Raw genomic sequence first — 20,197 nt, 5'->3', positions numbered from 1 at the left:
TCGTGCGACCTTCGATAGAGCGTCGGGAGCCAGGTCTCAAGCAAGGTCCGCAACGATGGCGCGCAGAATGTCGATCCCCTGGCTGGTCTCGGAACTGGTCAGCACGATCTCGGGGAAGGCCGCAGGATGCTTTGCCAGCGCACCGCGGACCTGATCGAGAACGGCATCGCGCTCTGCCGCCTTGATCTTGTCTGCTTTGGTCAGCACCGCCTGAAACGTCACCGCCGCGCCGTCAAGAAGCTTGAGGATTTCCTCGTCGACCGATTTGACCCCGTGTCGCGCGTCGATCAGCACGAAGGCACGTCGCAGCGTCGCCCGGCCAGACAGATATGCCTTGAGTAGCCGCTGCCACTTCTCGACCGTCGCCACGGGCGCCTTGGCGAAGCCATAGCCGGGCAGGTCGACGAGATAGTGGCTTTCGGCGAGCGAGAAGAAGTTGATCTCCTGCGTCCGTCCCGGCGTGTTGGACGCCCGCGCGAGCGCGCGGCGTCCGGTCAGCGCGTTGATCAGCGTCGACTTGCCCACGTTCGACCGGCCGGCGAAACAGACCTCGAGCCGGTCGGCGGGCGGCAACCCGTCCATCGCGACGACGCCCTTGAGGAAGTCTGCCCCGCCTGCAAAAAGCCTGCGGCCGCGCTCCAACCCGTCGGCATCGACTTCGGCGACCGGGAAAGGCAGGGGCGCGCTCATCCGGACACCTGCACGGCATCGCCCCGGGAAACGCGACCGCCACGCTCGACGACGGCGAAGACGCCGAACTCCCGGTGACCCAGGTCCGCCAACGCATCGAGCACCTCGGCGTCGCGAACGCCGGTCTCGGGGTTGGCGTGGGTCGTCTTGCAGCGCGTGATCTCTTCCCGCACGCGCAGGACCGCATTGCCGACAGTCAGGCGGCGGCCGATCCAGGACTTCTCGTCCCACGGCTCGAATCCTTCCAGCCACAGGTTCCCGCGAAAGCGGTGCCGTGTCAGCGTCCGGCCCATCCTTTTCTCGAGAGAAGCAAGGCTTACGACGGTGTGGACCGATATCCAGGCCTCAGGCGAATCCGTCAGATGCGCCCGCCCGGCGCGGTGTACGCTCGTGGGAGCAGGACGGTCTGCGGGCCAGATATGCTTCAGCCAGTCGAGCAGGGCCGGAAGGTCGCTTTCGTCTTCCGGATCGAACTCGATGCGTCCGGCGAGCGGATGCTCGAGTGTCAGACGGCCTGCCGCCTCGTCCATGTGCGCGGTCACCGCCATCACGCCGGGGTCCGTCACGCCGCACAGGAAATTGCGCTTGGCGAGCCAGCCCGTACCGTCAAGGTTGGCGCGCTCGTGCGCCACGGCCCAGAGACGGTCATATGGCATCCAGTCGCCTGCGCTCAACTCGACCGATGCCACTTCCTCGCGGCCGATCCCCTTGACCGGGTGCCGGTCGATGTGGGCGACGCGCGGCGTCACTTCTTCCGACCCGGCGCGTCGTCCTTGTTCGCGGTGGCCGGGACCGGGGTCTTGTTCTTTCCCCGTATGTTGCCCCAGAGGTCAGGTTTGTAGCCGTGGCTGCGCATGATGAGGTACTGCTGGCTGAAGGTGATCGTGTTGTTCGCGATCCAGTAGACCACCAGTCCGCTGGCGAAGCCGCCGAGCATGAACATGAAGATCCACGGCATCCACGCAAAGATCATTTGCTGCGTCGGGTCCGCTGGCGCCGGGTTCAGCTTCTGCTGAATCCACATCGAGATCCCCAGAAGGATCGGCAGAATGCCGATAAAGATCGTCGCCAGAAGCGTCCCCGTGTCGGGCGCAGCCCAGGGAAGCAGACCGAAGAAGTTCCAGATCGAGGTAGGATCGGGCGAGGACAAATCCTGGAACGGCCCGAAGAAGGGCGCGTGACGCAGTTCGATGGTGACGAAGATCACCTTGTAGAGCGAGAAGAAGATCGGGATCTGCATCAGGATCGGAAGGCAACCCGCGGCCGGGTTGACCTTGTTGTCCTTGTAGAGCTGCATCATCCCCGTCTGAAGCTTCTGGCGGTCGTCGCCCGCCCGCTCCTTCAGCTTCTCCATCTCCGGCTGAAGTTCCTTCATTCGTGCCATCGAGATGTAGGACTTCCGCGCCAGCGGGAAGAGAAGCGCCTTGATGAAGAATGTCAGAGCGATGATCGCGATGCCCATGTTCCCGATCAGGACGTTCAGTTCGTGCAGGACGAAGAAGATCGGCTTCGTCAGGAAGTAGAACCAGCCCCAGTCGATCGCGTCGACGAATCCGTCGATCTGGGCGTCGCCCTCGAGCCCGAGGAAATAGGTCAGCGACGGAAGAAAGCCCGTGATCTCGCGACCGGCCTCGTAGTCGCGGATCGTGTCCCATTCCTTTGCGCCCGCGAAGACACGGGTGGTCGAGGTCTCGGTCTGCCCCGGCGCCACGTCGACAGCCGGCATTCGGGCGATGGTGCGATAAATCTGTTGCTCGGGCACGTACTGAACGACGGACGTGAATGGCTCGCCCTGTTCGGGGATCAGCGTCGTCATCCAGTAGTGGTCGGTGAAGCCGACCCAACCCGTCGACTGCGCCTCCTCGACACTGGCCGCGGGGCCCCAGACATCGTCGGCGTCAAGATCGGGAATGTCGCCGTAGCCGATCTCTTCCAGGGTGCCGTCGGTACGCCGGATCGCCCCTTCGTGAAGGATGAAGAATCCCGATTGGTCGGGCGGCTCGCCGTGGCGAGCGACGAGGCCGTAGGGGGCGAGCCGAACGGTGGTCTGCGTCGGGTTTTCGACCGTTTGAGTCACGGTGAACATGAACTTGTCGTCGACGGAAATGGTGCGGCGGAAGACCAGACCGGCGGGACTTTCCCACCGCAGCGTGACAGGGGTCTCAGGCGTCAGGGTCGCGCCGCCCTCGATTTCCCACACCGTCTCGGGCGTAGGCACCTCGGAAGCGTCGAGATCGCGGCCCGGAACCCAGCCGAAGACGGCGTAGTAGGGGTGCGCATCGCCGACGGGTGACAGAAGTCGAACTTCGGGCGAGCCGGGTTCCACGGCGACATCGTAGTTCTTGAGCGACAGGGTGTCGATCCGACCGCCCGCAAGCGAGATGGAGCCGTCCAAGCTGGGGGTCTCGATCGTTACGCGCGGTGCCTGCGGAGTGGCGGCGATGGCGTCCGAGGGCGTCGCCTCGCCTTCGGCGGCGGGTGCCTCGGCGCCTGGGACGGCGCTGGTGGCTGCGGGACTGTCGGCGGTCGTGGGTGCCTCGACCGGGTCAGGCGCGAACAGGATCATCCAGACGATCAGCACGAGCGAACTCAGTACCATCGCCAGGATCAGGTTCTTGTTCTGGTCGTCCATTGCCCGTACCCGACTTCAAAGGATCAGCGCCCGTGGTTCAATCCTCCGACGCCCGAAAGGTCAAGGCGTTTTCCCTTGTGCCGCAGCGCATCGACCCGGCCGGAACCTGCGCTGAGAGCTTTCGCGAAAAGCCTGTCGCGGGTGCACGCCGGCATGCTTGCAGAGGCGAACAGGCTTGCACCCCTCGGTATTTTCGGTCCCGGCCTCTTAAGCGTGCAGGATCCTGTCGACGGGACCTCGATCCGATGTACCGACCATCAATGGGGGTATGGCGAACCACACTCCTGCGTGATGTCGCAGGCAGTGACGGAGTCAGGCATACCTGCCCGTCCGTCGTGGCACCACGACCGCGTCGTCCTGGGGGGCGAACCCGTTGTCGTCCAGCCACAACAGCGTCTCGCCGAGGGGCATTGGCCGCGCGGTGACGTATCCCTGGATTTCGGCACAGCCCAGCGCGTTCAGCGCCTCGACCTCTGCCTCGGTCTCGACACCTTCCGCGAGCGCGTCAATTCCCAGCATTTCGCTGAAGGCAAGTAGGGCCGACAGCATCTTGCGCTGATCGGCGTCGCGGTCCGCATGCGTGACGAGGCTGCGGTCGATCTTGATGCGACTGACGTTGAAGCGACGGATGTTGATGAGGCTCGTGAAGCCGGTGCCGAAGTCGTCGAGGTCGATGAGGCAGCCGTGCTGCGACAGGGCGGTCAGGGTGCGAGATATTACGTCCTCACTGGATTCCGCGACGACGCTTTCCAGAACCTCGATGACGAGACGTTCGGGCAGGAGGTCGTGGCGGTCGAGCTCCCACCTGACATAGTCGGGGAGACGGGGATTGCGCAGTTCCTCGCCGGAAAAGTTGACCGAGACCGTCGGCACCCGGTAACCCGCCGCGTCCCAGGCGTTCAGCGCCGTCAGAGAGTGTTTCAGGATGACCTCGGCCAAGCGCTGTGACAGCCCCGCTTTCTCGATGTCGTGGAGGAAGCTGTTGGGTGACACGAGACCGCGTTCAGGGTGCTCCCACCGCGCCAGCGCTTCGAACCCGGTGATCTCGCGCGTATCGGTCCGGACCTGCGGCTGGAACCAGGCATAAATCTCGCCGGTGTCGAGAGCCGTCGACAATTCGCGCGCGACGTCGCGTTCGTGCGCGCGGCTGGAGGACAGACCCTCGTAGTAAACCCTGACGGATCCCGGCCCCGAAACAGTCGCCAGTTCACAAGCCCGTTGCGCGCCCGCGACCACATTGGCGCCGCAGCCGCCCTTGACATGACACTCCGCCGCAATGCCGAGCGAAAGCGAGCAGAAGGTCCGCGTCGGGCCTTCGCTGAATGGGTCGTCGAAGACCGACTGAAGCCTGCGCGCGAGTTGCAGAAGCATCTCGGTCTCGGGCTGACGCACGTTGCGCAGGCCGATCGCGAAACCGGGGCTGATGCGCGCCATGATGTCGTCGTCACGCAGGAAGGCCTGGATCCGCTCTGTCGCTTCGCGCAAGACCGCATCGCGCATGCTGCGTCCGAAGCGTTCTTCCAGCCCGTCGATGTCGTCGATCGACAGGCACATCACTGCAACTTGCCGGTTCGCCTGATGGGCGTTCGCAATGGCGGCGTCGGCCCACGCAATCAGCCCGTCGCGCAGGATCAGCCCTGTCTGCGCGTCACGTTCCGAGGTCAGTACCGGGCTGACGCGGTTCAGCGCCGACAGGACGGCCAGGGCCAGCGGCAAAGCGACGGCAGCGACTAGCATCGCCACCTGACTTCCGCCCCAAGACGAGGCGAGAGCGGCAGGAGGAATGAGCGCAAAGGCGCTCGGACCGTCCAGCGCGCGACGCATTGCCGACGATAATCGGCGTGATTCTGGGAAAGTCATCGTCGCCGTTCGATCCGGTGCACAGCCTGGTTCGACTCGACCTAGCAGTGCCCCGTGACCAGCGGGTTAATCGTGGGTCACCCCGCGCACGAGCCCCGCGAAGTCGAACAGCTTCGGATCGAGAAGGTGCGATGGACGCGCGTTCATCAGCGCGCGGAACATCACCTGCCGTCGGCCCGGCGAGTTCTTCTCCCACCCGTCCAGGATCGCCTTCACCTGGACGCGCTGTAGCCCGTCCTGGCTGCCGCAGAGATTGCAGGGGATGATCGGATAGCCCATCGCTGCCGCGAATTTCTCGCAGTCCGCCTCGGCCACATGGGCCAGCGGACGATAGACGAAAAGGTCGCCGTCCTCGTTGACCAGCTTCGGCGGCATGGTCGCCAGCCGACCACCGTGGAACAGGTTCATGAAGAACGTCTCGAGGATGTCGTCGCGGTGGTGGCCGAGGACGACCGCCGAGCATCCCTCCTCGCGGGCGACGCGGTACAGGTTCCCGCGCCGAAGGCGGGAGCAGAGAGCGCAGTAGGTCCTGTTTTCGGGGATCTTGTCGGTGACGATGGAATAGGTGTCCTGGTATTCGATCCTATGCGGCACGCCCATCCGCGCCAGAAAGTCGGGCAGGACGGTTGCCGGAAAGCCGGGCTGTCCCTGGTCGAGGTTGCAAGCAAGAATCTCGACCGGCAGAAGGCCGCGCCACTTCAACTCATTTAGGATGGCCAGCAGCGTATAGCTGTCCTTTCCGCCCGAAAGGCATACCAGCCACCTCGCGTCGCGCTCGATCATTCCATACTGCTCGATCGCCTCGCGCACGTCTCGAACGAGCCGTTTCCGAAGCTTCCGGAACTCGGTCGTCCTGGGCGCGCCCTGGAATAGCGGATGGATTTCCTCGGCGTCGTCGAGCATGGATGCGGGCCTACTCCAACCCACAGCACCCGGCAAGCCGCCACCTCATTCGGCGGCGCGCCTGTCTTCGGTCGCAGTTTCGAAGTCGGCAGCGGAATGGCGTTCGTGAAGCTGCATCGACGGCTCGCCGAAGGTTCGGTTCACCATCCTGCCCCGCGTGACGGCAGGGCGCGCATCGATCTCTCGGGCCCACCTCGTCACGCTGGTGTAGGTCTTCACGTCGAGGAAGGTCGCGGCATCATAGAGACGCCCTAGCGCAAGCTGCCCGTACCAGGCCCAGATCGCCATGTCCGCGATGGTGTAGTCCTCACCCACCATATAGCGGTTGTCAGCCAGGTGACGGTCCAGGACATCCATCTGACGCTTCGCCTCCATCGCATAGCGGTCGATGGGATAGCGCAGCTTTTCGGGGGCGTAGGCATAGAAGTGTCCGAAGCCGCCGCCCAGGAACGGGGCGCTTCCCATCTGCCAGAAAAGCCAGGACAGCATCTCGGGCCGCTTCCCGTCCGGACCGAGGAACCGGCCGAACTTCTCTGCGAGATGAAGCATGATGGCGCCGGACTCGAAGATGCGAACCGACTGTTCGCCCCAGACGTCCAGGAGTGCCGGGATCTTCGAGTTCGGATTGATCTCGACGAAGCCAGATCCGAACTGCTCTCCATCGCCGATGCGAATTGGCCAGGCGTCGTATTCGGCGCCGGTCTCACCCGCTTCGAGTAGCTCCTCGAACAGGATGGTCACCTTCACACCGTTCGGCGTGGCGAGCGAATAGAGTTGGAACGGATGGCGTCCGGAATCGAGAGGACGATCATGCGTCGGCCCTGCGATAGGGCGGTTCGTTTTAGCGAACTCGCCGCCGTTCTCCCTGTCCCACGTCCAGACTTCGGGGGGCGCATAGGTGTCGTCGGTCACGATGATCTCCGTTCTGAATACTTCGAAGGAGCATCCTAGAGCCGCAGACGGCGCCCGCCATGTGCGAATTCGAACAGAGGTTCCGCGCCGATGCCTTCCAGCTTGGATTCAAGAGATGAAGTTTCGGTCCGGCGACCAGTCGCCGCCGTCGCAAGCGGATTTCGGCTGGATCCGGCGTGGAATGGGAAAAGCGTGATCCCGTCGTGGGAACGCGGCGGAGGGCACGCCGTTGACCCTCCGAGCGACGGAATGGTCCGCCGCACATCGAACTGCTTCGGAGGTATCCTCATGCAGAAGAAAATTGAAACACTCGTCGCCCTCGCCATTGCTGCCAGTCTTGGTGGCGCTGCCATTGCGCAAGACACAGATGCATCGGCAAGCCCCGAAACGGGCTCCATCGGTACTGACGGTGAGCTCGACTCGTCGACGACAGCAGAGACGATCCCGAATACCAACGAGACTGGCGACACGACCGCTATCGCCGACGCCTCGGCCAATGCCGACATGAACTATGGATCGGTGATCTCGACTCTGAACTCGGGCGCTCTGGCCAACGTCGACCTGTCGATGGTCGATGCCGACAGCACCATCAACTGGGTGCTCCTGTCGCAGATCGAAGGGTCCGAGCAAGCCAACGCGCTTGACCAGGCTCTCGAGTCCGACGCCCAGATGCTCGACGACTTCCAGGCGCAGATCGGCTCGAACGCCGCTCTGACGGCTGCTCTGGTCGAAGAGGGTTACACGCCGGAAGACGTCGTGGCCGCCAGCGTTTCGGCTGACGACAGCGTCACCGTCGTGATCGACGACCGCTCGTAAGCTGACGTCGACACCAGGAAAGGCCCTCGCCCCCCGGCGGGGGCCTTTTCATGTGCGGGGATCACTCCGGGACGTTGTCTATGCCTGAGCCGCCCCACGGATGACACCGTGCAATACGCCGAGCGGCAAGCCAGGCTCCCTTCACCGCGCCATGTCGTTCCAGCGCCTCAAGTGCATAGGCAGAACAGGTCGGTTGAAAGCGGCAGCCGTGTCCGACCCAAGGACTGAAAACCAATCGATAGACTCGCACCGGGGCGGCAAAAGCTCGCGCGAGCGGGCTCATGAGTGAAGGCGCTGCAGGGCCCGGACAAAGTCCTGGCGCATCTCGGAGAAGTCCCGGGTCGCTGTCACTTCGCGACGCCCGACGAGGACATAGTCGAACCCGTCCCTCCCATGCTCCGGCAATTCGAGGCGCGCGACCTCGCGAAGGCGTCGCTTGGCGCGGTTGCGCGCGACCGCATTGCCGACCTTCTTCGAGCAGGTGAAACCGACGCGAATGCCCGCTGCCTCGGCGTCCTGTCGGACCCGCGCCTGAAGATCGAAGCCCGGTGTCCGTTCGCGCCTTGCTGAAGAGGCTCGAACGAAATCCGCGCGCTGCGTCAGGATGTGCAGACCTTCAAAAGTCATGATCCGCTCCCGATCCAAGGCGAAGTGGCGGCATCACATCCATACAGTGGCCGGACATGAGAAGACCGCCGGCAGTTTCCCGCGGCGGCCCTGATCTTACCCGACCATCGACGCTCAGGCGCTCAGCGATTTCCGTCCGCGAGCGCGGCGGGCGTTCAGAACCCTGCGGCCGCCCTTTGTGGCCATGCGCGCGCGAAACCCGTGGCGCCGCTTGCGGACAAGGTTCGACGGTTGGAATGTGCGCTTCGACATAGCCAGTCTCCAGTCGTGGCCCGGATTCGGACCCAATTCTTTACGAAGCCCGGTCTCTAAGGGCTGGTTTCAGGCAAGTCAACGCCTCCAGAGCGTCAAGCTGCAACATTCTGGGGGCCATCCTCCAGGAAATTGTTACAGGCAGGCCTGCCCTGCACCCTTTCTGGCCGCGGCGGCCTCTCCCCGGATCAAGGCAGCGTGATCTCGACGGTTTCGCCACAGCGAGTGCGCCATGTTCTGCTAGGTGCGGGTGTGGAAGGATACGTACGATGACCGAGATGACCCAGGGAACCTCTGCCCGCGACGGCTGGATCAGGCGTCTGCCGTTGATCGCGGTCGTCATCGCTGCCGCCGTGGGTGTGCTGGCCTTCGGCGATACGCTCAGTTTCGAGACGCTGGCGCGCCATCACGAAACGCTCTCGGACACCCGGGATGCGCACTACGGACTCACTGCCCTGGCGTTCGTGGCGGCCTATATCTGCGTCGTGACCTTTTCGCTTCCCGGTGCGACGGTGGCGACCCTGACCGGCGGTTTCCTATTCGGCACATTCCCCGGCGTTGTGTTCAATGTTCTCGCTGCCACAGTTGGAGCGTCGCTTCTGTTCCTCGCCGCACGCTGGGGCGCGGGCGAGCGTCTGGCTGCGCGCATGGACGTTTCGGACGGTGCGGTGAAGCGCCTGAAGGACGGCATCGATAACAACCAGTGGCCCATGCTTTTCCTGATCCGGCTGGTTCCGGCGGTGCCTTTCTTCGTCGCAAACCTGCTGCCGGCGCTCGTCGGCGTACCCTTGCATCGCTTCGTGATCTCGACCGCCCTCGGCATCGTCCCAGGCGCCCTGGTCTATACCTCGGTCGGTGCAGGGCTTGGAGAAGTCCTGGCGCGGGGCGAAACTCCGGATCTGGATGTCATCTTCGAGCCGCACATCCTTCTCCCGATCCTCGGCCTCTGTTGCCTCGCGGCTCTACCCCTTGTCGTGAACGCCGTCCGGGGGAAACGACTGTGACCCGCATCGACACGGACCTCCTGGTCATAGGCGCCGGGTCCGGTGGCCTGTCCGTCGCCGCGGGTGCGGTCCAGATGGGCGCTCGGGTGGTCCTCCTGGAAGGCCACAAGATGGGCGGCGACTGCCTCAACTACGGTTGCGTGCCATCGAAGGCGCTTCTGTCTGAGGCGAAGCGCGCGCATCAGACCGGATCGGGCAACTATGCCGCCGCGATGGCCCACGTCGCGCGCGTGATTGAGACCATTGCGCCCGTCGACAGCCAGGAGCGGTTCGAGGGTTTGGGAGTCACGGTCATTCGCGAATTTGGCCGGTTCGTCAGTGATACCGAGGTTCAGGCGGGCGACACGACCATCTCCGCGCGCCGCATCGTCCTCGCGACCGGCTCCTCGCCGCTCGTCCCTCCGATACCCGGTCTCGATGCAGTCCCCCACCTGACGAACGAGACGCTCTTCGATCTGCGTCAGAAGCCGGACCACCTGGTCATCATCGGCGGCGGTCCCATCGGGATCGAGATGGCGCAGGCTCATGTCCGTCTGGGCTGCGCTGTGACCGTCATAGAGGGTGCCAAGGCGCTCGGACGCGAGGATCCGGAGGCCGCCGCTCTCGTGCTCGACACGCTTCGTCGCGAAGGGGTCACGATCCTCGAGGATGCGAAGGCCGAGCAGGTCCGCCAGGACGGCGACCGGATCGTCGTCGAGACCTCGAAGGGTGCCGTCACGGGAAGCCACCTCCTTGTCGCGGTCGGTCGCAAGGTGAACCTCGACCGTCTCGACCTGAAGGTGGGCAATGTCGACCACGAAAAGGGCGTGTCGGTGGATACGGGGCTGCGCTCCAAGTCGAACAGGCGCGTCTACGCCGTCGGCGACGCCGCGGGCGGGATGCAATTTACCCACCTTGCGGGCTACCACGCCGGGGTGGTCATCCGCTCGATCCTCTTCAGCCTGCCGTCCAAGGCCAAGACGCACCACATCCCGCGCGTCACCTATTCCGAGCCGGAGCTCGCACAGGTGGGCATGACCGAGACCGAGGCGCGAGAAGCATACGGCGACCGCGTGACCGTTGCCCGCTTCGACTACGACGAGAACGACCGCGCCATCGCCACCGGCCAGACTGCCGGCTTTGCCAAGGTGATGGTCGTCCGGGGCCGGCCTGTTGGAGCGACCATCGTGGGTGCCGAGGCGGGCGAACTGATCGGCCTCTGGGCCCTGGTTCTGGCCAACGGTCTGAAGATGAGCGCCGTCGCCAGCATGGTTGCGCCCTATCCGACGCTCGGCGAGGTGAACAAGAGAGCCGCCGGGGCCTATTTCTCTCCCAAACTCTTTGGTAACCCTTGGGTGAAACGGGTCGTCGGGGCCGTGCAGCGGTTTCTGCCGTAGGGCCCGGAGAAGGGGCTGATGTTCAATTCGCTGTCCGGACGCTTCCTCGTGCTCACGATCCTGTTCGTGATGCTCGCCGAGGTGTTCATCTTCGTGCCGTCCATCGCGCGTTTCCGCCAGGACTACATGACGAACCGGCTCGAACGCGCGCAGATCGCGTCGCTGGCGCTTCTGGCCGACGACATGATCGACCCCGATCTGGAAACGGAGCTTCTGAAGAATGCGGGCGTCTACAACGTCGTGCTGCGCCGGGACGAGATGCGCGAGCTCGTCCTCAACTCCGACCTGCCGTCGCCGGTCGCCGCGACCTTCGACCTGCGCGCTCCGTCGTCGTGGTCACTGATCCGGGACGCGATCGCCTGCCTCCTCGATCCCTCACCGCGTGTCGTGCGCGTGATCGGCCAACCCGTGCAGGATGCGGGTCTCCTGATCGAGATCACCATGCCGACGCAGCCGCTTCGCGCCGCGATGCTCGATTACGGCCTGCGCATCCTCGCACTCTCCGCCGTCATCTCCGTCGTGACGGCGGCACTCCTGTTCTTCGCCGTGCGCCAGTTCCTCGTGAAGCCTATCAAGGGTGTCGTGTCGGCCATGAAGAGCTATGCGGCCGCGCCCGAGGACGCACGCCGGATCATCCAGCCCTCGGCGAGCGTGCGCGAACTGGCCGAGGCCGAGGCCGCGCTGAGATCGATGCAGACCGACCTGACCTCGATGCTGCGCCAGCGCGAGCGTCTCGCGGCGCTCGGCAGCGCCGTCGCCAAGGTCAGCCACGATCTGCGGAACATCCTGGCCTCCGCTCAGCTTTTTGCCGACCGGATAGAGACCAGCGAGGATCCGGCCGTCGCACGACTGGCGCCGAAGCTCGTCAACTCCATCGGCCGCGCGGTGAACCTCTGCGAGTCGACGCTTGCCTTCGGGAAAGCCGAGGAGCCGCCGCCGGCGCTGTCGCAGGTGCGGCTCTCGGGAGTCGTGACGGATGTCATCGAGGGCGAGAAGCTGTCCGACGAGGGCGGCGCCGTCGAGTTCGTTGACGAGGTCCCCTCCGGCCTCACGCTTCGCGCGGATCCCGAGCAGCTTTACCGTGTGCTATCGAACCTTGTCCGCAACGCGCGGCAGGCCATCACAGCAAAACGCGCGCCCGGCCGAGTGACCGTCTCGGCTGAGGAAGATGACGAAAGCTGGCGGATCCGCATCGCCGACACTGGACCCGGACTTCCGCCTCGCGCTCGCGAGCATCTGTTCACGCCTTTTCAGGGCGGCGCCACGAAGGGCGGCGCGGGTCTGGGCCTCGCCATTGCGGCGGAACTAGTGAAGGGTCACGGTGGAAGTCTGACCCTCCGCTCGACAGGACCTGAAGGCACGCTGTTCGAGATCCGTCTGCCCAAGAACGTCATCGGAATGGACCGCGCCGCAGAAGTCCGTCTTCCGTCGCCCAAGCGTGCCTCGGCCGAATAACTTCCGCCTTGCAATGCCGGGACCGGGCCGCTACATCCGCTCCGTCCGCGCGCTGGTAGCTCAGTTGGATAGAGTACTTGACTACGAATCAAGGGGTCGGGGGTTCGAATCCTCCCCAGCGCGCCAATTTACAAAGCAAAAACAACTACTTAACCTGTTTGAGTTTTCGGCCCGCGCGTCACCATGGAGGTCGTGCTAGCGTCATGCTAGCCGCCGAAGCCATTGTTGGTCGCCAAGACCTTGTCCAAGAGTGGTTCCCAAGTTAGGAATCGCCAATGGTCGCATTCCTTCGAACGGTACTCTTGATCTTTGTTCCGCCGTTAGCACTTCTCATTGTGTCCGGAATCGTGATTGGGATTCAGTACGCTTGGCACGGACCCAACTGGTTCACCGATTTTGCTGGGATGGCTGGCGGCAGCTATGCTGCCATCCATCTTGCCAAGGAAGTTGCAAAGTCAGCCAAGATGGGCTGGGCGCTGTATGCGTTTTTGTTCTGTCTGCTCTATTCTGGCTTGTGCTGGTTTGTCGTTCTTCAAGTCGGCGATGCTTCTCAGCTGCCGTTGGCCGTGGGTAGTCTTGTCGGCGCAATCGTTGGCCTGACCTTGGTACTCCAAGAGCTTCGGGAAGAACCTTCGACTGACGTGTAAAAGCGCCCCGGACACATGTCCCGACGCGCTTTACCGTTGCGAGCGACACGGAGAGTAATCGCTGACGGCTTGCTCCGTTTGAATTGCGTCCGACGGTTGCCTATGGGACGTGCATGTGGCTTGCCTGTGCCGCTCAACACAAGCCTTCCTCTTCCCACCGGCGAAGGCACCGCAGCACGCCGCCATCGCCCTTTTCGCCGAGCCAGTCGATCCGGTCCAAGGCGCCAGCTTCCACTTCTTCGTGTATCTGCGCCTGAAACGCGTCAAACGAACCGTGGGCGCGGGCGATGTGCGAGAGCCGGGGTCGCCGAGCATGTTCGAGGCGGGCGATCCGCGCCAAAAGCGACCTTGGGCTACCCATCGTCTTTCAGCACTTTCAGTGTCGCACCGAGGCGCAGGGCGGCAGCGAGGTTCGAGTCCGCCTCGGCTTGCCGATCTTCGGCCGCTTCCAGACGGCGCTGGTGCAGCAACTTCTGCTCGGTGGGCGTGATGGTGTTGTCGGGGTCGTCTCTCGCTACGACACTTTCGTTGCGCCAATGGCGACCATAAGCGAACGTCACTCCCCGATCCTCCTCCGCCGGCACAGGGCGAGGCGTCGGGACGGACACGCGGGCCGGGTCGAACCAGCGATCGGGCGGGGACGCGCGTCTCATGTCACGACCCCCATGCCCTGGAGCGTTTCCATCGCGTCGGCCCGGACTCTCGGGTCCGAGCTGTTGCGCAGTGCTTCGAGACAGGTCGTCTTGATGGCTTGGTACATTTCCTCCGCCTGTTCTGGCGTCTCTGTCGCAGCCAGTTCTTCCGCAAAGCTGAAGCGGAACACCGTCTCAACCTCACGTCGGGACAGACACAGCACCTTGATGACGACCGGGCGGTCAGCCCGGATGCGGTTCGCAAACGCAACAGCCAGCTTCACCGCCCGTTCGTAGTCGGTGATTGGCCAACTCCACGCGAACTTGCCGTGGACCATGACCTCGACGAACAAGTCACCGGGGCTTGGCGGGAGCACGGCCACTACGTTGTGGCCCGGACCCCAAAGGTCGTGTTCTGAGACAGTGAACTTCATATCGCTTTGGCCTCCAATACGATGATCCGTTCTTCCAACTCTTCGACCGCCCTTATCCCGGCGACCGAGTTGATGCACGCGATCAGGGCGCGGCCTGTGTCCACGTCCAGTTTGCCCTCCGAGACGGCCAACAGGATTTGATTGGCCTGCCCCGAGAGGGGCAGTTCGGTGTCCAAGTCGAACTCAACGCGCTCGCCCGTGGACTTGAGTGGGGGCGCGAGACGGGCCAGCGACATGCTCAAAGCCTGCATGTCGCCCGCCAGTGCGGCGTCTACCGCCGTCTGCACCAGTGCCTCGCCCTTGTCGCTGAAGATCTTCTGAAGCCGCTGCCGCTTGTCGATGATGCCCCTTGGTCGTCCCTTGGGGTTGGGCGACGGCATCCCCGGAAACCAGTGACCCGGCTTCGCTTCGTCTGTAGATGCGTCTGTCATGGCGTTACCCTGATGTAATCGGACTGCGATCAGGCGAGCTTCCGGTAGACCTCGGCGCTCGCGTTCCGCTTGGCGCGAACCTCGTGCGCTTTGACGTGACCGACGATGCGGGAGATGCCAGCTTTGTCTTTCTGGATGACCGGCACGGTGCCCACTGCCTTCAACATCTCGCGCAAAACCAGCGGCCCCCTGTTGTCGATGTGGTCCCGTGCTGCGATCAACGCCTTCAGCCGTTTCGCCGTCTCCGGCTTCACCAGCTCGTTGTAGCGGAGGGTGAAGAATTGGTGCATCTCCTTCGTAATGGCGGAAAGCATCGGGGACGCGCCGCAGACGGCGGACAGCACTTCCGTATCTTTGTCGACCAGCGCTTGCTCCAAAAGCTTGATGCGGTCTGGGCCAGCAGCCTTGATGTGCGCCCGGATCTCGCCGCTCACCATTTTGCTCCCCTCCTCCTTCACGCCAGCGGTCAGGTCCTTCTGGAGCGCGTTGATGGTCGTCGTGAAGCGCTTCGAGGTGCCGTCGAGCATCTTGGTCACCGCTGTGAGCTTGCTGTTCGCGTAGTCGTCGGTCTTAAGAAGCGCGGCTTCCGGCGTCAGTGTCGGGTCGGCAAACGCGGCATTGCGCATGTCGTGGACTGCGCCGATGAACTTGTAGGCGGCATCGAAGCATTCGACTGCGCCAGACACGAACGTCGAGGTGTCGGCGTCCACTCCATCAAGGTTGTCGATGATCTGCGGGTGAAGGTCGACACTGACCCGCACGTCAATTTCAGTGTTCATGTTGTCCTCGTGGTGTCTGATAGGGCTATGACTGCACTGTTACGGTAGCGGATCTCGCCTTCGGTCAGCTAGGAATATTATTTAATGACAATGCCTTAGGTCGAGTTCGAGTGCGTGATTGGGAATATTCGGGTTGACCGTTCGCCAACCCCTTCAGGAGACCATTGCGCGCAGAATGGGGAAGCAATGTTTGACTGTCCGCTTAGAGCCACCATCGCTCTCAACGTAAGTGCGTGATCAAAACCCTGTATCATGGCTGGTCGTCGCATCTAGATATGGTTTCCTTTGTGCTCGCCATTCGGTAAAGTGTAGATGTTGAACCACAGCGAGGGCTCGAAGGTTGTCAGCGAAGTTGCCATACATGGCCTCTCCAGGAACTGTTAAGACAGTCTTGGACAAGATCATTGAAGCGAAGACGCCGGAGCGTTTTACGCAGGATTTCTTGGAAACCAAGCTTGGCGCCAAAGGTGGTAGCGCTAGGCCTATCATACCGCTGCTCAAGCGTATTGGCTTTCTCCAGCAAGACGGATCAACGACTGAATTATATCGAAAGTTTAGGAATACATCGACCTCGAAGGCGGCAATGGCGAAAGCGATAAAGCATGGGTATGCAGAGTTATTTGAGCGGAATGAATACGCTTACGAACTTCCCAAGCCAAAACTCCTTGAGCTCATAGGTGAAGTTTCTGGTGCGGAGAAAGGAAATTCGGCAGATGCTTTGACCGCTTCGACATTCTTGAATCTTAAAGAGTATGCCGACTTTGAAGATGATTTAGAGATGGATGATACTGCCGAAGTCGCTCAAGTTAACATCTCTCAAAACCTTCCTGCTTCAAATCATCATACGCCAATGGAGCAGACAGTGGCGACGCAACAGGGGGGCACGCCACTGAATCTATCCTACACAATCAATCTCAATCTCCCAGAGACGGACGACATAAAAGTGTTCAATGCCATTTTCCAATCTCTGAACGAAAACATCCTGAAGCGAAATTGATGGACAGCCATAGCATCAGATATTTCATGCTCAACAACCTCAGCATTGAGAGTGAGGTTCGATCTGTTGCAAAGGAGCTCGATCTCGATCTTGGGCCAACGCACAAGCGCGAAAAAGAAATAGAGAATAAATTCTACCCTCAGTTTTCATTGCGGGTGAGAAGTGAGGCTGAGAGGATGGCGAGAAATTACACCATATTCTACAGCTTGGAGAATTCCATCCGTGAACTCATTTCTGATGTCCTAAAGAAGCATGGAAACGACTGGTGGAGCGTGGCTGGTGTGGTTCCGACCGTCGTCAAAGATAACGCCGAAAAAAATCGAAAGAAAGAATTGGCTGCCGGTGTAACACCTCGATCGGGTAGTATGCTCGACTACACCAATTTTGGAGAGCTAGGTGAAATCATTAAATCTAACTGGAATGACTTCGCTGATATTTTTACCGATATTCAGGCGGTTGAGAGGATTCTAAAGAATCTCAATACGCTTCGCGCTGCTATCGCGCATTGCACGCCTCTCGCGGAGGATGAGGAAGTCCGACTTCACCTTTCATTAAGGGATTGGTTCAGGCAGCAAGCCTAATCCTCAACGACTCTTGAGCCGGGTAATGCAGAGGCCGGGGCCCGCCTTACAGCGCCCAGCCCCCTGAGTCCCCTTGTGCCCCCTACTATAAAAAGTGCTGCATGGGGGTGTGCAAGGTGGGCCCATAGTTACAGCCTCTCTAGGTTAGGGGGCGGTAGGGGGCTCAGGGGGCGCGGGCAGGCGGGCCAGTTCCTGTTCCACGGCGTGCGCAAGGGCTCCCCGCCACCGCTGTGGGTTCCGCACGATCCAGACCTTCACTTTCGGTCGCCCGAACAGGGCGAAGGGTTTCGGCATCGGTTCAATGCCGACCTTCCGGGCGATGGGTGCGAGGAGTTTCCATTTGCGGCTGGTGTCCGCCCCCGCCGTGTGCATGGGCGAGAAGCCGAACACCTCGTCGAACAGGTCGTCCGCCGTGATGAGGTCGCGAGGATGGCTCTCCACCAGCGCCGCCGCATTCTCATCCTCGGTCGTCATGCTGGCCGCGACAACCGCCCTCTTCGCGTCGTTCATCGCCGCCCGTGCGCCGGGGTTGAAACCGGCGATGTTGCGCGTCCGGAGGAACTGTCGAACCGAGGCGATGAATAGCGGATCTGGGTGGGGATAGAGGGTGGCGTAGAGCTGCCGGTAATACGCTTCGTCCCGAGGTTCGTCGGGATTCATGATTGCGTTCCAGCGCCGGTCGTCGTTGGTCAGCGGCAGACCGGTTTCATAGTTAGAGAAGATTAGGAAGCGACAACAGTTCTTCTCCGTGAACTGAAGGCCATATTTCATGTTGATGAAGCGATGCGAGGCGGTGACCATCGACTTAAGCTTCTCACTGTGCTGCCACCGCTCGCCCGTGCCGCCCTCGTTGATCTCGTCCACCACGGCCAGCAGCTTGCGCGAAAGCTGGCCGTTGAACCCGCTGGAGAGGCTGGACTTGAGGTCGAAGTCCATGGCGACGTTCCCGGACCAGACATGCGCCAGCAGCGCGGCCAACCAGTTCCGCCCAACCCCCTGTTGGGTCGCGATCATCAGGTAATGGTTGTGCGGCAGGACGCCGGGGTGCTGTTCGATATGTGCCAGCCAATCGAGGAACCGCTCACGCTCGATCTTGCCCGGAACGAGATACTCTACATGATTGAGGAAGATGCCGATCCGCTGTGCCCAATCGCGCGGGGGATTGTGCGGGCGTGGCTTCCACATATTCAGGGCGTGTCGGCCGTCGTCGGCCTTACAGAACTCCCCGGCGCTCGGGTCAAAAGTCATGGTATACGCCACCTGGCGGTTCGCGCTGCTCTGCCAGAGAGCGAAGGTTGGCACCTTCTTCTCGTCCTCATCCTCGGTGGCCGGGATCGTGGTCGTGTTGTGCTTCAGCAGTTGACCCATGCTGGGGGGCGGAAGCTGGACGGCAGTGTTGTCACGGAACACGATCATCGTCTTTTCAGCGGCGATGTAGACGAGCGCCCTGTGCATTTCGCCAATGTCCATAGTCGGAGGGAGCGCGGCGGCTGAGAAGCCTTCTTCGCCAATCATCTTGAAGGCGGCGCGCGACTGCTCGGCTTGCTGTTTCTCGAATGCTTGGCGGCGGCGGATCGCATCAATACTGCGGCTCAGGTATCGGTCTTCTTTTGTCGCCTTCTCGCGCTTCCCAAGCTCGCTCTTGCGAAAGAGGCGCATCACCTGCCCATTGTTCGGGCTGTAGAAGGCGAGGATGCCGAGCAACGCCATGTCCGCCTCGGATTGGGACGGGTAGTTTGGCTTGCCTTTCCAATTGCCGTCCCAGAGCATCTGGAACTTCACGGCGTTCGCTGCCTTCTTGGCTCGCCCCAAAACCTCGTCGTCAATCTCCTTCTCCGGTTCGTCGGGAACCGGAGCCAGGTTGACCGAGGGAACCTTCTGGCGCAGGCGAAGCTCCGTAACCAGCGCATCAACCGACTCCTGCTGCTCAGCGACGGGTAGTTCGCAATGAACCATGCCGGTGCAGATCAGGAAGCGGCGTTCACTATAGATCTCGACGTTTCCGACATGGCACCCCTTGCCGATGTCCGCCTGAACGATGAGGTGCAGACCGAGGCCGGATCGCGAAACCTCGGTATAGGTGTTCATGTGGGCGACGATGCGAAGGTAAGCGTCGCGATCCCCCTCGGTGGACCATTTGGTCGGGTCAACCGGCTGACCCTTCGCAAGCTGCGTCTGTTCGTTGACCCAATCGAGGTCGATACAGGCGAACGGATCAGCGGCAGTGAAGACGAAGCCGATCCGCCAGCCTTTCTCCGATGCCACCCGGCAGGCGGTGTCAAAGTCCATCCACGTGCTCGGGTCGTTCACCTTGGCGGGCTGTCCGTCCGCCGCCCGGGGTGCCTTGTCGATGGCCGTTCCCGGCGTGACGCACCATTGCGAAAGCGCGCGAAGCTCTGTGGGCAGTCGCTCGTAAGGGCTCGTTTGCGGACCGATTCCGGCCTCTGTTACCGTGTGCATGGTTGCTGCTCTTTCCTCAATCTGGGGCAGTGGCTTCGGTCTGGTTGGCGGTCGGGTTCTTGGAGCGGAACCCGACCGCTTCTCGGTTGGGGCTATGACCGCGCTGGAACGGGGGCACGCCCGACACAGGCGCGCGCTTACTGCATTCCGCGCTGTGGCGGCTGACGTTCGTATTCGTCATAATGGAGCCGACTTACGCGGCGGCTTCGCTGGTATTGAGCTTCGATCCGCTGGCCAGCCAACGCAGCACATCAACCTCGGCATACCAAATGCGGCGGGTGCCGGGAGGCTGGAAGAAGCGCGGTCCCTCACCGCGCGCCCGATACGCCTCGAAGGTCATGGGATGCACGTCAGCCATGGATGCAGCTTCTTTGGTCGAGACTGGACGCCCTTTCGGCGTGTAGCCGAAATGCGCGCACAGTTCCTCAAAGGTAGCATCGGTCAGGTCGAGATATTCAATCATGTCGGTCTCCTGAACAGGTGACCGGCGTTTCCCAATCCCGGCTTCGGGTGCCCCATACCGACACACTACATGTAGTGGCTGGCGGTGGGCTATGGGTATAGGCTAGCGAAAACTGGCAAAAGTCGGCAAGGGGTTTCTGCAGTCGGAGACAACGGCACGGCCCGCAGCGCGTCGGCTACAGCGCGATCCCGCCCCGCCGCCGGGGTAGGGGCGGCAGGCCCTGATCCCCGGCTGGTGCCCGATATT

The 20,197-nt window shown here is 62.2% G+C and carries 22 protein-coding genes and 1 tRNA gene; 8 read left to right on the top strand and 15 right to left on the bottom strand.

What is annotated here, in order from left to right; genetic code table 11:
- Window positions 1–36: 36 nt before the first annotated feature.
- The 6 genes from yihA to yghU all read right to left on the bottom strand — a co-directional run bounded on the left by yihA (window position 37) and on the right by yghU (window position 6,997).
- Entirely contained in the window at window positions 37–690 is a 654-nt protein-coding gene (yihA, locus tag EF888_RS20065; RefSeq protein WP_109760366.1) for a ribosome biogenesis GTP-binding protein YihA/YsxC, read from the bottom strand.
- Complete coding sequence (locus tag EF888_RS20060; RefSeq protein ID WP_109760367.1) at window positions 687–1,439, bottom strand: MOSC domain-containing protein; 753 nt, start codon at window positions 1,437–1,439, stop codon at window positions 687–689. Before EF888_RS20060 ends, yihA begins: the two co-directional genes overlap by 4 nt.
- On the bottom strand, window positions 1,436–3,322 hold the full coding sequence (gene yidC / locus EF888_RS20055) for a membrane protein insertase YidC (RefSeq protein ID WP_109760368.1): 1,887 nt from the start codon (window positions 3,320–3,322) through the stop codon (window positions 1,436–1,438). The genes EF888_RS20060 and yidC overlap by 4 nt, the downstream gene beginning before the upstream one ends.
- Before the next feature lie 312 nt (window positions 3,323–3,634).
- The gene (locus EF888_RS20050; protein WP_164721770.1) at window positions 3,635–5,059 is read right to left on the bottom strand and encodes a putative bifunctional diguanylate cyclase/phosphodiesterase; all 1,425 of its coding nucleotides are present in this window, start codon (window positions 5,057–5,059) and stop codon (window positions 3,635–3,637) included.
- 189 nt (window positions 5,060–5,248) lie between these two features.
- Window positions 5,249–6,085 (bottom strand): tRNA 2-thiocytidine(32) synthetase TtcA, encoded by an 837-nt coding sequence (gene ttcA, locus EF888_RS20045; protein WP_109760370.1) that lies wholly within the window; start codon window positions 6,083–6,085, stop codon window positions 5,249–5,251.
- 45 nt (window positions 6,086–6,130) lie between these two features.
- Window positions 6,131–6,997: a glutathione-dependent disulfide-bond oxidoreductase gene (gene yghU, locus EF888_RS20040; RefSeq protein WP_109760371.1), complete on the bottom strand. Its 867-nt coding sequence runs from the start codon at window positions 6,995–6,997 to the stop codon at window positions 6,131–6,133.
- A gap of 288 nt (window positions 6,998–7,285) precedes the next feature.
- On the opposite strand from yghU, the gene EF888_RS20035 reads away from it, so the two are divergent.
- Entirely contained in the window at window positions 7,286–7,813 is a 528-nt protein-coding gene (locus EF888_RS20035; RefSeq protein WP_126918619.1) for a hypothetical protein, read from the top strand.
- A gap of 61 nt (window positions 7,814–7,874) precedes the next feature.
- Here EF888_RS20035 and yidD read toward each other — a convergent pair whose 3' ends face one another.
- The 3 genes from yidD to rpmH all read right to left on the bottom strand — a co-directional run bounded on the left by yidD (window position 7,875) and on the right by rpmH (window position 8,692).
- Entirely contained in the window at window positions 7,875–8,096 is a 222-nt protein-coding gene (gene yidD / locus EF888_RS20030) for a membrane protein insertion efficiency factor YidD (protein ID WP_109760373.1), read from the bottom strand.
- A complete protein-coding gene (gene rnpA / locus EF888_RS20025) occupies window positions 8,093–8,440 on the bottom strand; it encodes a ribonuclease P protein component (protein WP_109760374.1) in 348 nt (115 codons plus the stop codon). Before rnpA ends, yidD begins: the two co-directional genes overlap by 4 nt.
- A 114-nt stretch (window positions 8,441–8,554) precedes the next feature.
- Complete coding sequence (gene rpmH / locus EF888_RS20020; RefSeq protein WP_109760375.1) at window positions 8,555–8,692, bottom strand: 50S ribosomal protein L34; 138 nt, start codon at window positions 8,690–8,692, stop codon at window positions 8,555–8,557.
- A gap of 269 nt (window positions 8,693–8,961) precedes the next feature.
- On the opposite strand from rpmH, the gene EF888_RS20015 reads away from it, so the two are divergent.
- The 5 genes from EF888_RS20015 to EF888_RS19995 all read left to right on the top strand — a co-directional run bounded on the left by EF888_RS20015 (window position 8,962) and on the right by EF888_RS19995 (window position 13,174).
- Window positions 8,962–9,696: a TVP38/TMEM64 family protein gene (locus tag EF888_RS20015; RefSeq protein WP_109760376.1), complete on the top strand. Its 735-nt coding sequence runs from the start codon at window positions 8,962–8,964 to the stop codon at window positions 9,694–9,696.
- Window positions 9,693–11,072 carry a dihydrolipoyl dehydrogenase family protein gene (locus EF888_RS20010; protein ID WP_109760377.1) on the top strand — a complete coding sequence of 460 codons (1,380 nt, stop codon included), beginning with the start codon at window positions 9,693–9,695 and terminating at the stop codon, window positions 11,070–11,072. The genes EF888_RS20015 and EF888_RS20010 overlap by 4 nt, the downstream gene beginning before the upstream one ends.
- A gap of 18 nt (window positions 11,073–11,090) precedes the next feature.
- Entirely contained in the window at window positions 11,091–12,527 is a 1,437-nt protein-coding gene (locus EF888_RS20005; protein ID WP_109760378.1) for a sensor histidine kinase, read from the top strand.
- A gap of 49 nt (window positions 12,528–12,576) precedes the next feature.
- A tRNA-Arg gene (locus EF888_RS20000) sits at window positions 12,577–12,653 on the top strand.
- A 149-nt stretch (window positions 12,654–12,802) separates the two neighbouring features.
- Complete coding sequence (locus EF888_RS19995; protein ID WP_109760379.1) at window positions 12,803–13,174, top strand: hypothetical protein; 372 nt, start codon at window positions 12,803–12,805, stop codon at window positions 13,172–13,174.
- Window positions 13,175–13,527: 353 nt separating this feature from the next.
- Here EF888_RS19995 and EF888_RS19990 read toward each other — a convergent pair whose 3' ends face one another.
- From EF888_RS19990 to EF888_RS19975, 4 genes are all read right to left on the bottom strand, one after another.
- A complete protein-coding gene (locus tag EF888_RS19990) occupies window positions 13,528–13,827 on the bottom strand; it encodes a hypothetical protein (protein WP_146203007.1) in 300 nt (99 codons plus the stop codon).
- Entirely contained in the window at window positions 13,824–14,159 is a 336-nt protein-coding gene (locus tag EF888_RS19985) for a hypothetical protein (RefSeq protein ID WP_146203008.1), read from the bottom strand. Before EF888_RS19985 ends, EF888_RS19990 begins: the two co-directional genes overlap by 4 nt.
- 77 nt (window positions 14,160–14,236) lie before the next feature.
- Window positions 14,237–14,620, bottom strand: coding sequence for a DUF5681 domain-containing protein (locus tag EF888_RS19980; RefSeq protein ID WP_109760383.1), 384 nt, complete (start codon window positions 14,618–14,620; stop codon window positions 14,237–14,239).
- Between the two features lie 80 nt (window positions 14,621–14,700).
- Complete coding sequence (locus EF888_RS19975; RefSeq protein ID WP_109760384.1) at window positions 14,701–15,450, bottom strand: hypothetical protein; 750 nt, start codon at window positions 15,448–15,450, stop codon at window positions 14,701–14,703.
- 391 nt (window positions 15,451–15,841) lie between these two features.
- Between EF888_RS19975 and EF888_RS19970 the strand changes: the two genes are divergently transcribed.
- Complete coding sequence (locus EF888_RS19970) at window positions 15,842–16,447, top strand: DUF5343 domain-containing protein (protein ID WP_206508379.1); 606 nt, start codon at window positions 15,842–15,844, stop codon at window positions 16,445–16,447.
- Window positions 16,448–16,473: 26 nt separating this feature from the next.
- Window positions 16,474–17,028 carry a Swt1 family HEPN domain-containing protein gene (locus EF888_RS19965; protein ID WP_206508378.1) on the top strand — a complete coding sequence of 185 codons (555 nt, stop codon included), beginning with the start codon at window positions 16,474–16,476 and terminating at the stop codon, window positions 17,026–17,028.
- Window positions 17,029–17,172: 144 nt separating this feature from the next.
- Here the strand turns inward: EF888_RS19965 and EF888_RS19960 are convergent, their stop codons facing one another.
- The gene (locus EF888_RS19960) at window positions 17,173–19,488 is read right to left on the bottom strand and encodes a phage NrS-1 polymerase family protein (RefSeq protein WP_109760387.1); all 2,316 of its coding nucleotides are present in this window, start codon (window positions 19,486–19,488) and stop codon (window positions 17,173–17,175) included.
- Window positions 19,489–19,681: 193 nt separating this feature from the next.
- Window positions 19,682–19,951: a helix-turn-helix transcriptional regulator gene (locus EF888_RS19955; protein WP_109760388.1), complete on the bottom strand. Its 270-nt coding sequence runs from the start codon at window positions 19,949–19,951 to the stop codon at window positions 19,682–19,684.
- Between the last annotated feature and the right edge of the window lie 246 nt (window positions 19,952–20,197).

The sequence above is a fragment of the Silicimonas algicola genome, assembly GCF_003970735.1.
Classification (GTDB): domain Bacteria; phylum Pseudomonadota; class Alphaproteobacteria; order Rhodobacterales; family Rhodobacteraceae; genus Silicimonas; species Silicimonas algicola.
Note: the sequence above shows the minus strand (reverse complement) of the source record. Positions and strands in the feature narration are given on the sequence as shown.

Excerpts from the sequence above, each read along its gene's own strand:
- EF888_RS20050 (WP_164721770.1), bottom strand. The coding sequence starts at position 5,059 with ATGCTAGTCGCTGCCGTCGCTTTGCCGCTGGCCCTGGCCGTCCTGTCG.
- EF888_RS20015 (WP_109760376.1), top strand. The coding sequence starts at position 8,962 with ATGACCGAGATGACCCAGGGAACCTCTGCCCGCGACGGCTGGATCAGG.
- EF888_RS19995 (WP_109760379.1), top strand. The coding sequence starts at position 12,803 with ATGGTCGCATTCCTTCGAACGGTACTCTTGATCTTTGTTCCGCCGTTA.
- EF888_RS19960 (WP_109760387.1), bottom strand. The coding sequence starts at position 19,488 with ATGCACACGGTAACAGAGGCCGGAATCGGTCCGCAAACGAGCCCTTAC.
- EF888_RS19975 (WP_109760384.1), bottom strand. The coding sequence starts at position 15,450 with ATGAACACTGAAATTGACGTGCGGGTCAGTGTCGACCTTCACCCGCAG.
- rnpA (WP_109760374.1), bottom strand. The coding sequence starts at position 8,440 with ATGACTTTTGAAGGTCTGCACATCCTGACGCAGCGCGCGGATTTCGTT.
- yidC (WP_109760368.1), bottom strand. The coding sequence starts at position 3,322 with ATGGACGACCAGAACAAGAACCTGATCCTGGCGATGGTACTGAGTTCG.
- yihA (WP_109760366.1), bottom strand. The coding sequence starts at position 690 with ATGAGCGCGCCCCTGCCTTTCCCGGTCGCCGAAGTCGATGCCGACGGG.
- EF888_RS19980 (WP_109760383.1), bottom strand. The coding sequence starts at position 14,620 with ATGCCGTCGCCCAACCCCAAGGGACGACCAAGGGGCATCATCGACAAG.
- EF888_RS20005 (WP_109760378.1), top strand. The coding sequence starts at position 11,091 with ATGTTCAATTCGCTGTCCGGACGCTTCCTCGTGCTCACGATCCTGTTC.
- EF888_RS19955 (WP_109760388.1), bottom strand. The coding sequence starts at position 19,951 with ATGATTGAATATCTCGACCTGACCGATGCTACCTTTGAGGAACTGTGC.
- EF888_RS20035 (WP_126918619.1), top strand. The coding sequence starts at position 7,286 with ATGCAGAAGAAAATTGAAACACTCGTCGCCCTCGCCATTGCTGCCAGT.
- rpmH (WP_109760375.1), bottom strand. The coding sequence starts at position 8,692 with ATGTCGAAGCGCACATTCCAACCGTCGAACCTTGTCCGCAAGCGGCGC.
- yidD (WP_109760373.1), bottom strand. The coding sequence starts at position 8,096 with ATGAGCCCGCTCGCGCGAGCTTTTGCCGCCCCGGTGCGAGTCTATCGA.
- EF888_RS19965 (WP_206508378.1), top strand. The coding sequence starts at position 16,474 with ATGCTCAACAACCTCAGCATTGAGAGTGAGGTTCGATCTGTTGCAAAG.
- EF888_RS19990 (WP_146203007.1), bottom strand. The coding sequence starts at position 13,827 with ATGAGACGCGCGTCCCCGCCCGATCGCTGGTTCGACCCGGCCCGCGTG.
- ttcA (WP_109760370.1), bottom strand. The coding sequence starts at position 6,085 with ATGCTCGACGACGCCGAGGAAATCCATCCGCTATTCCAGGGCGCGCCC.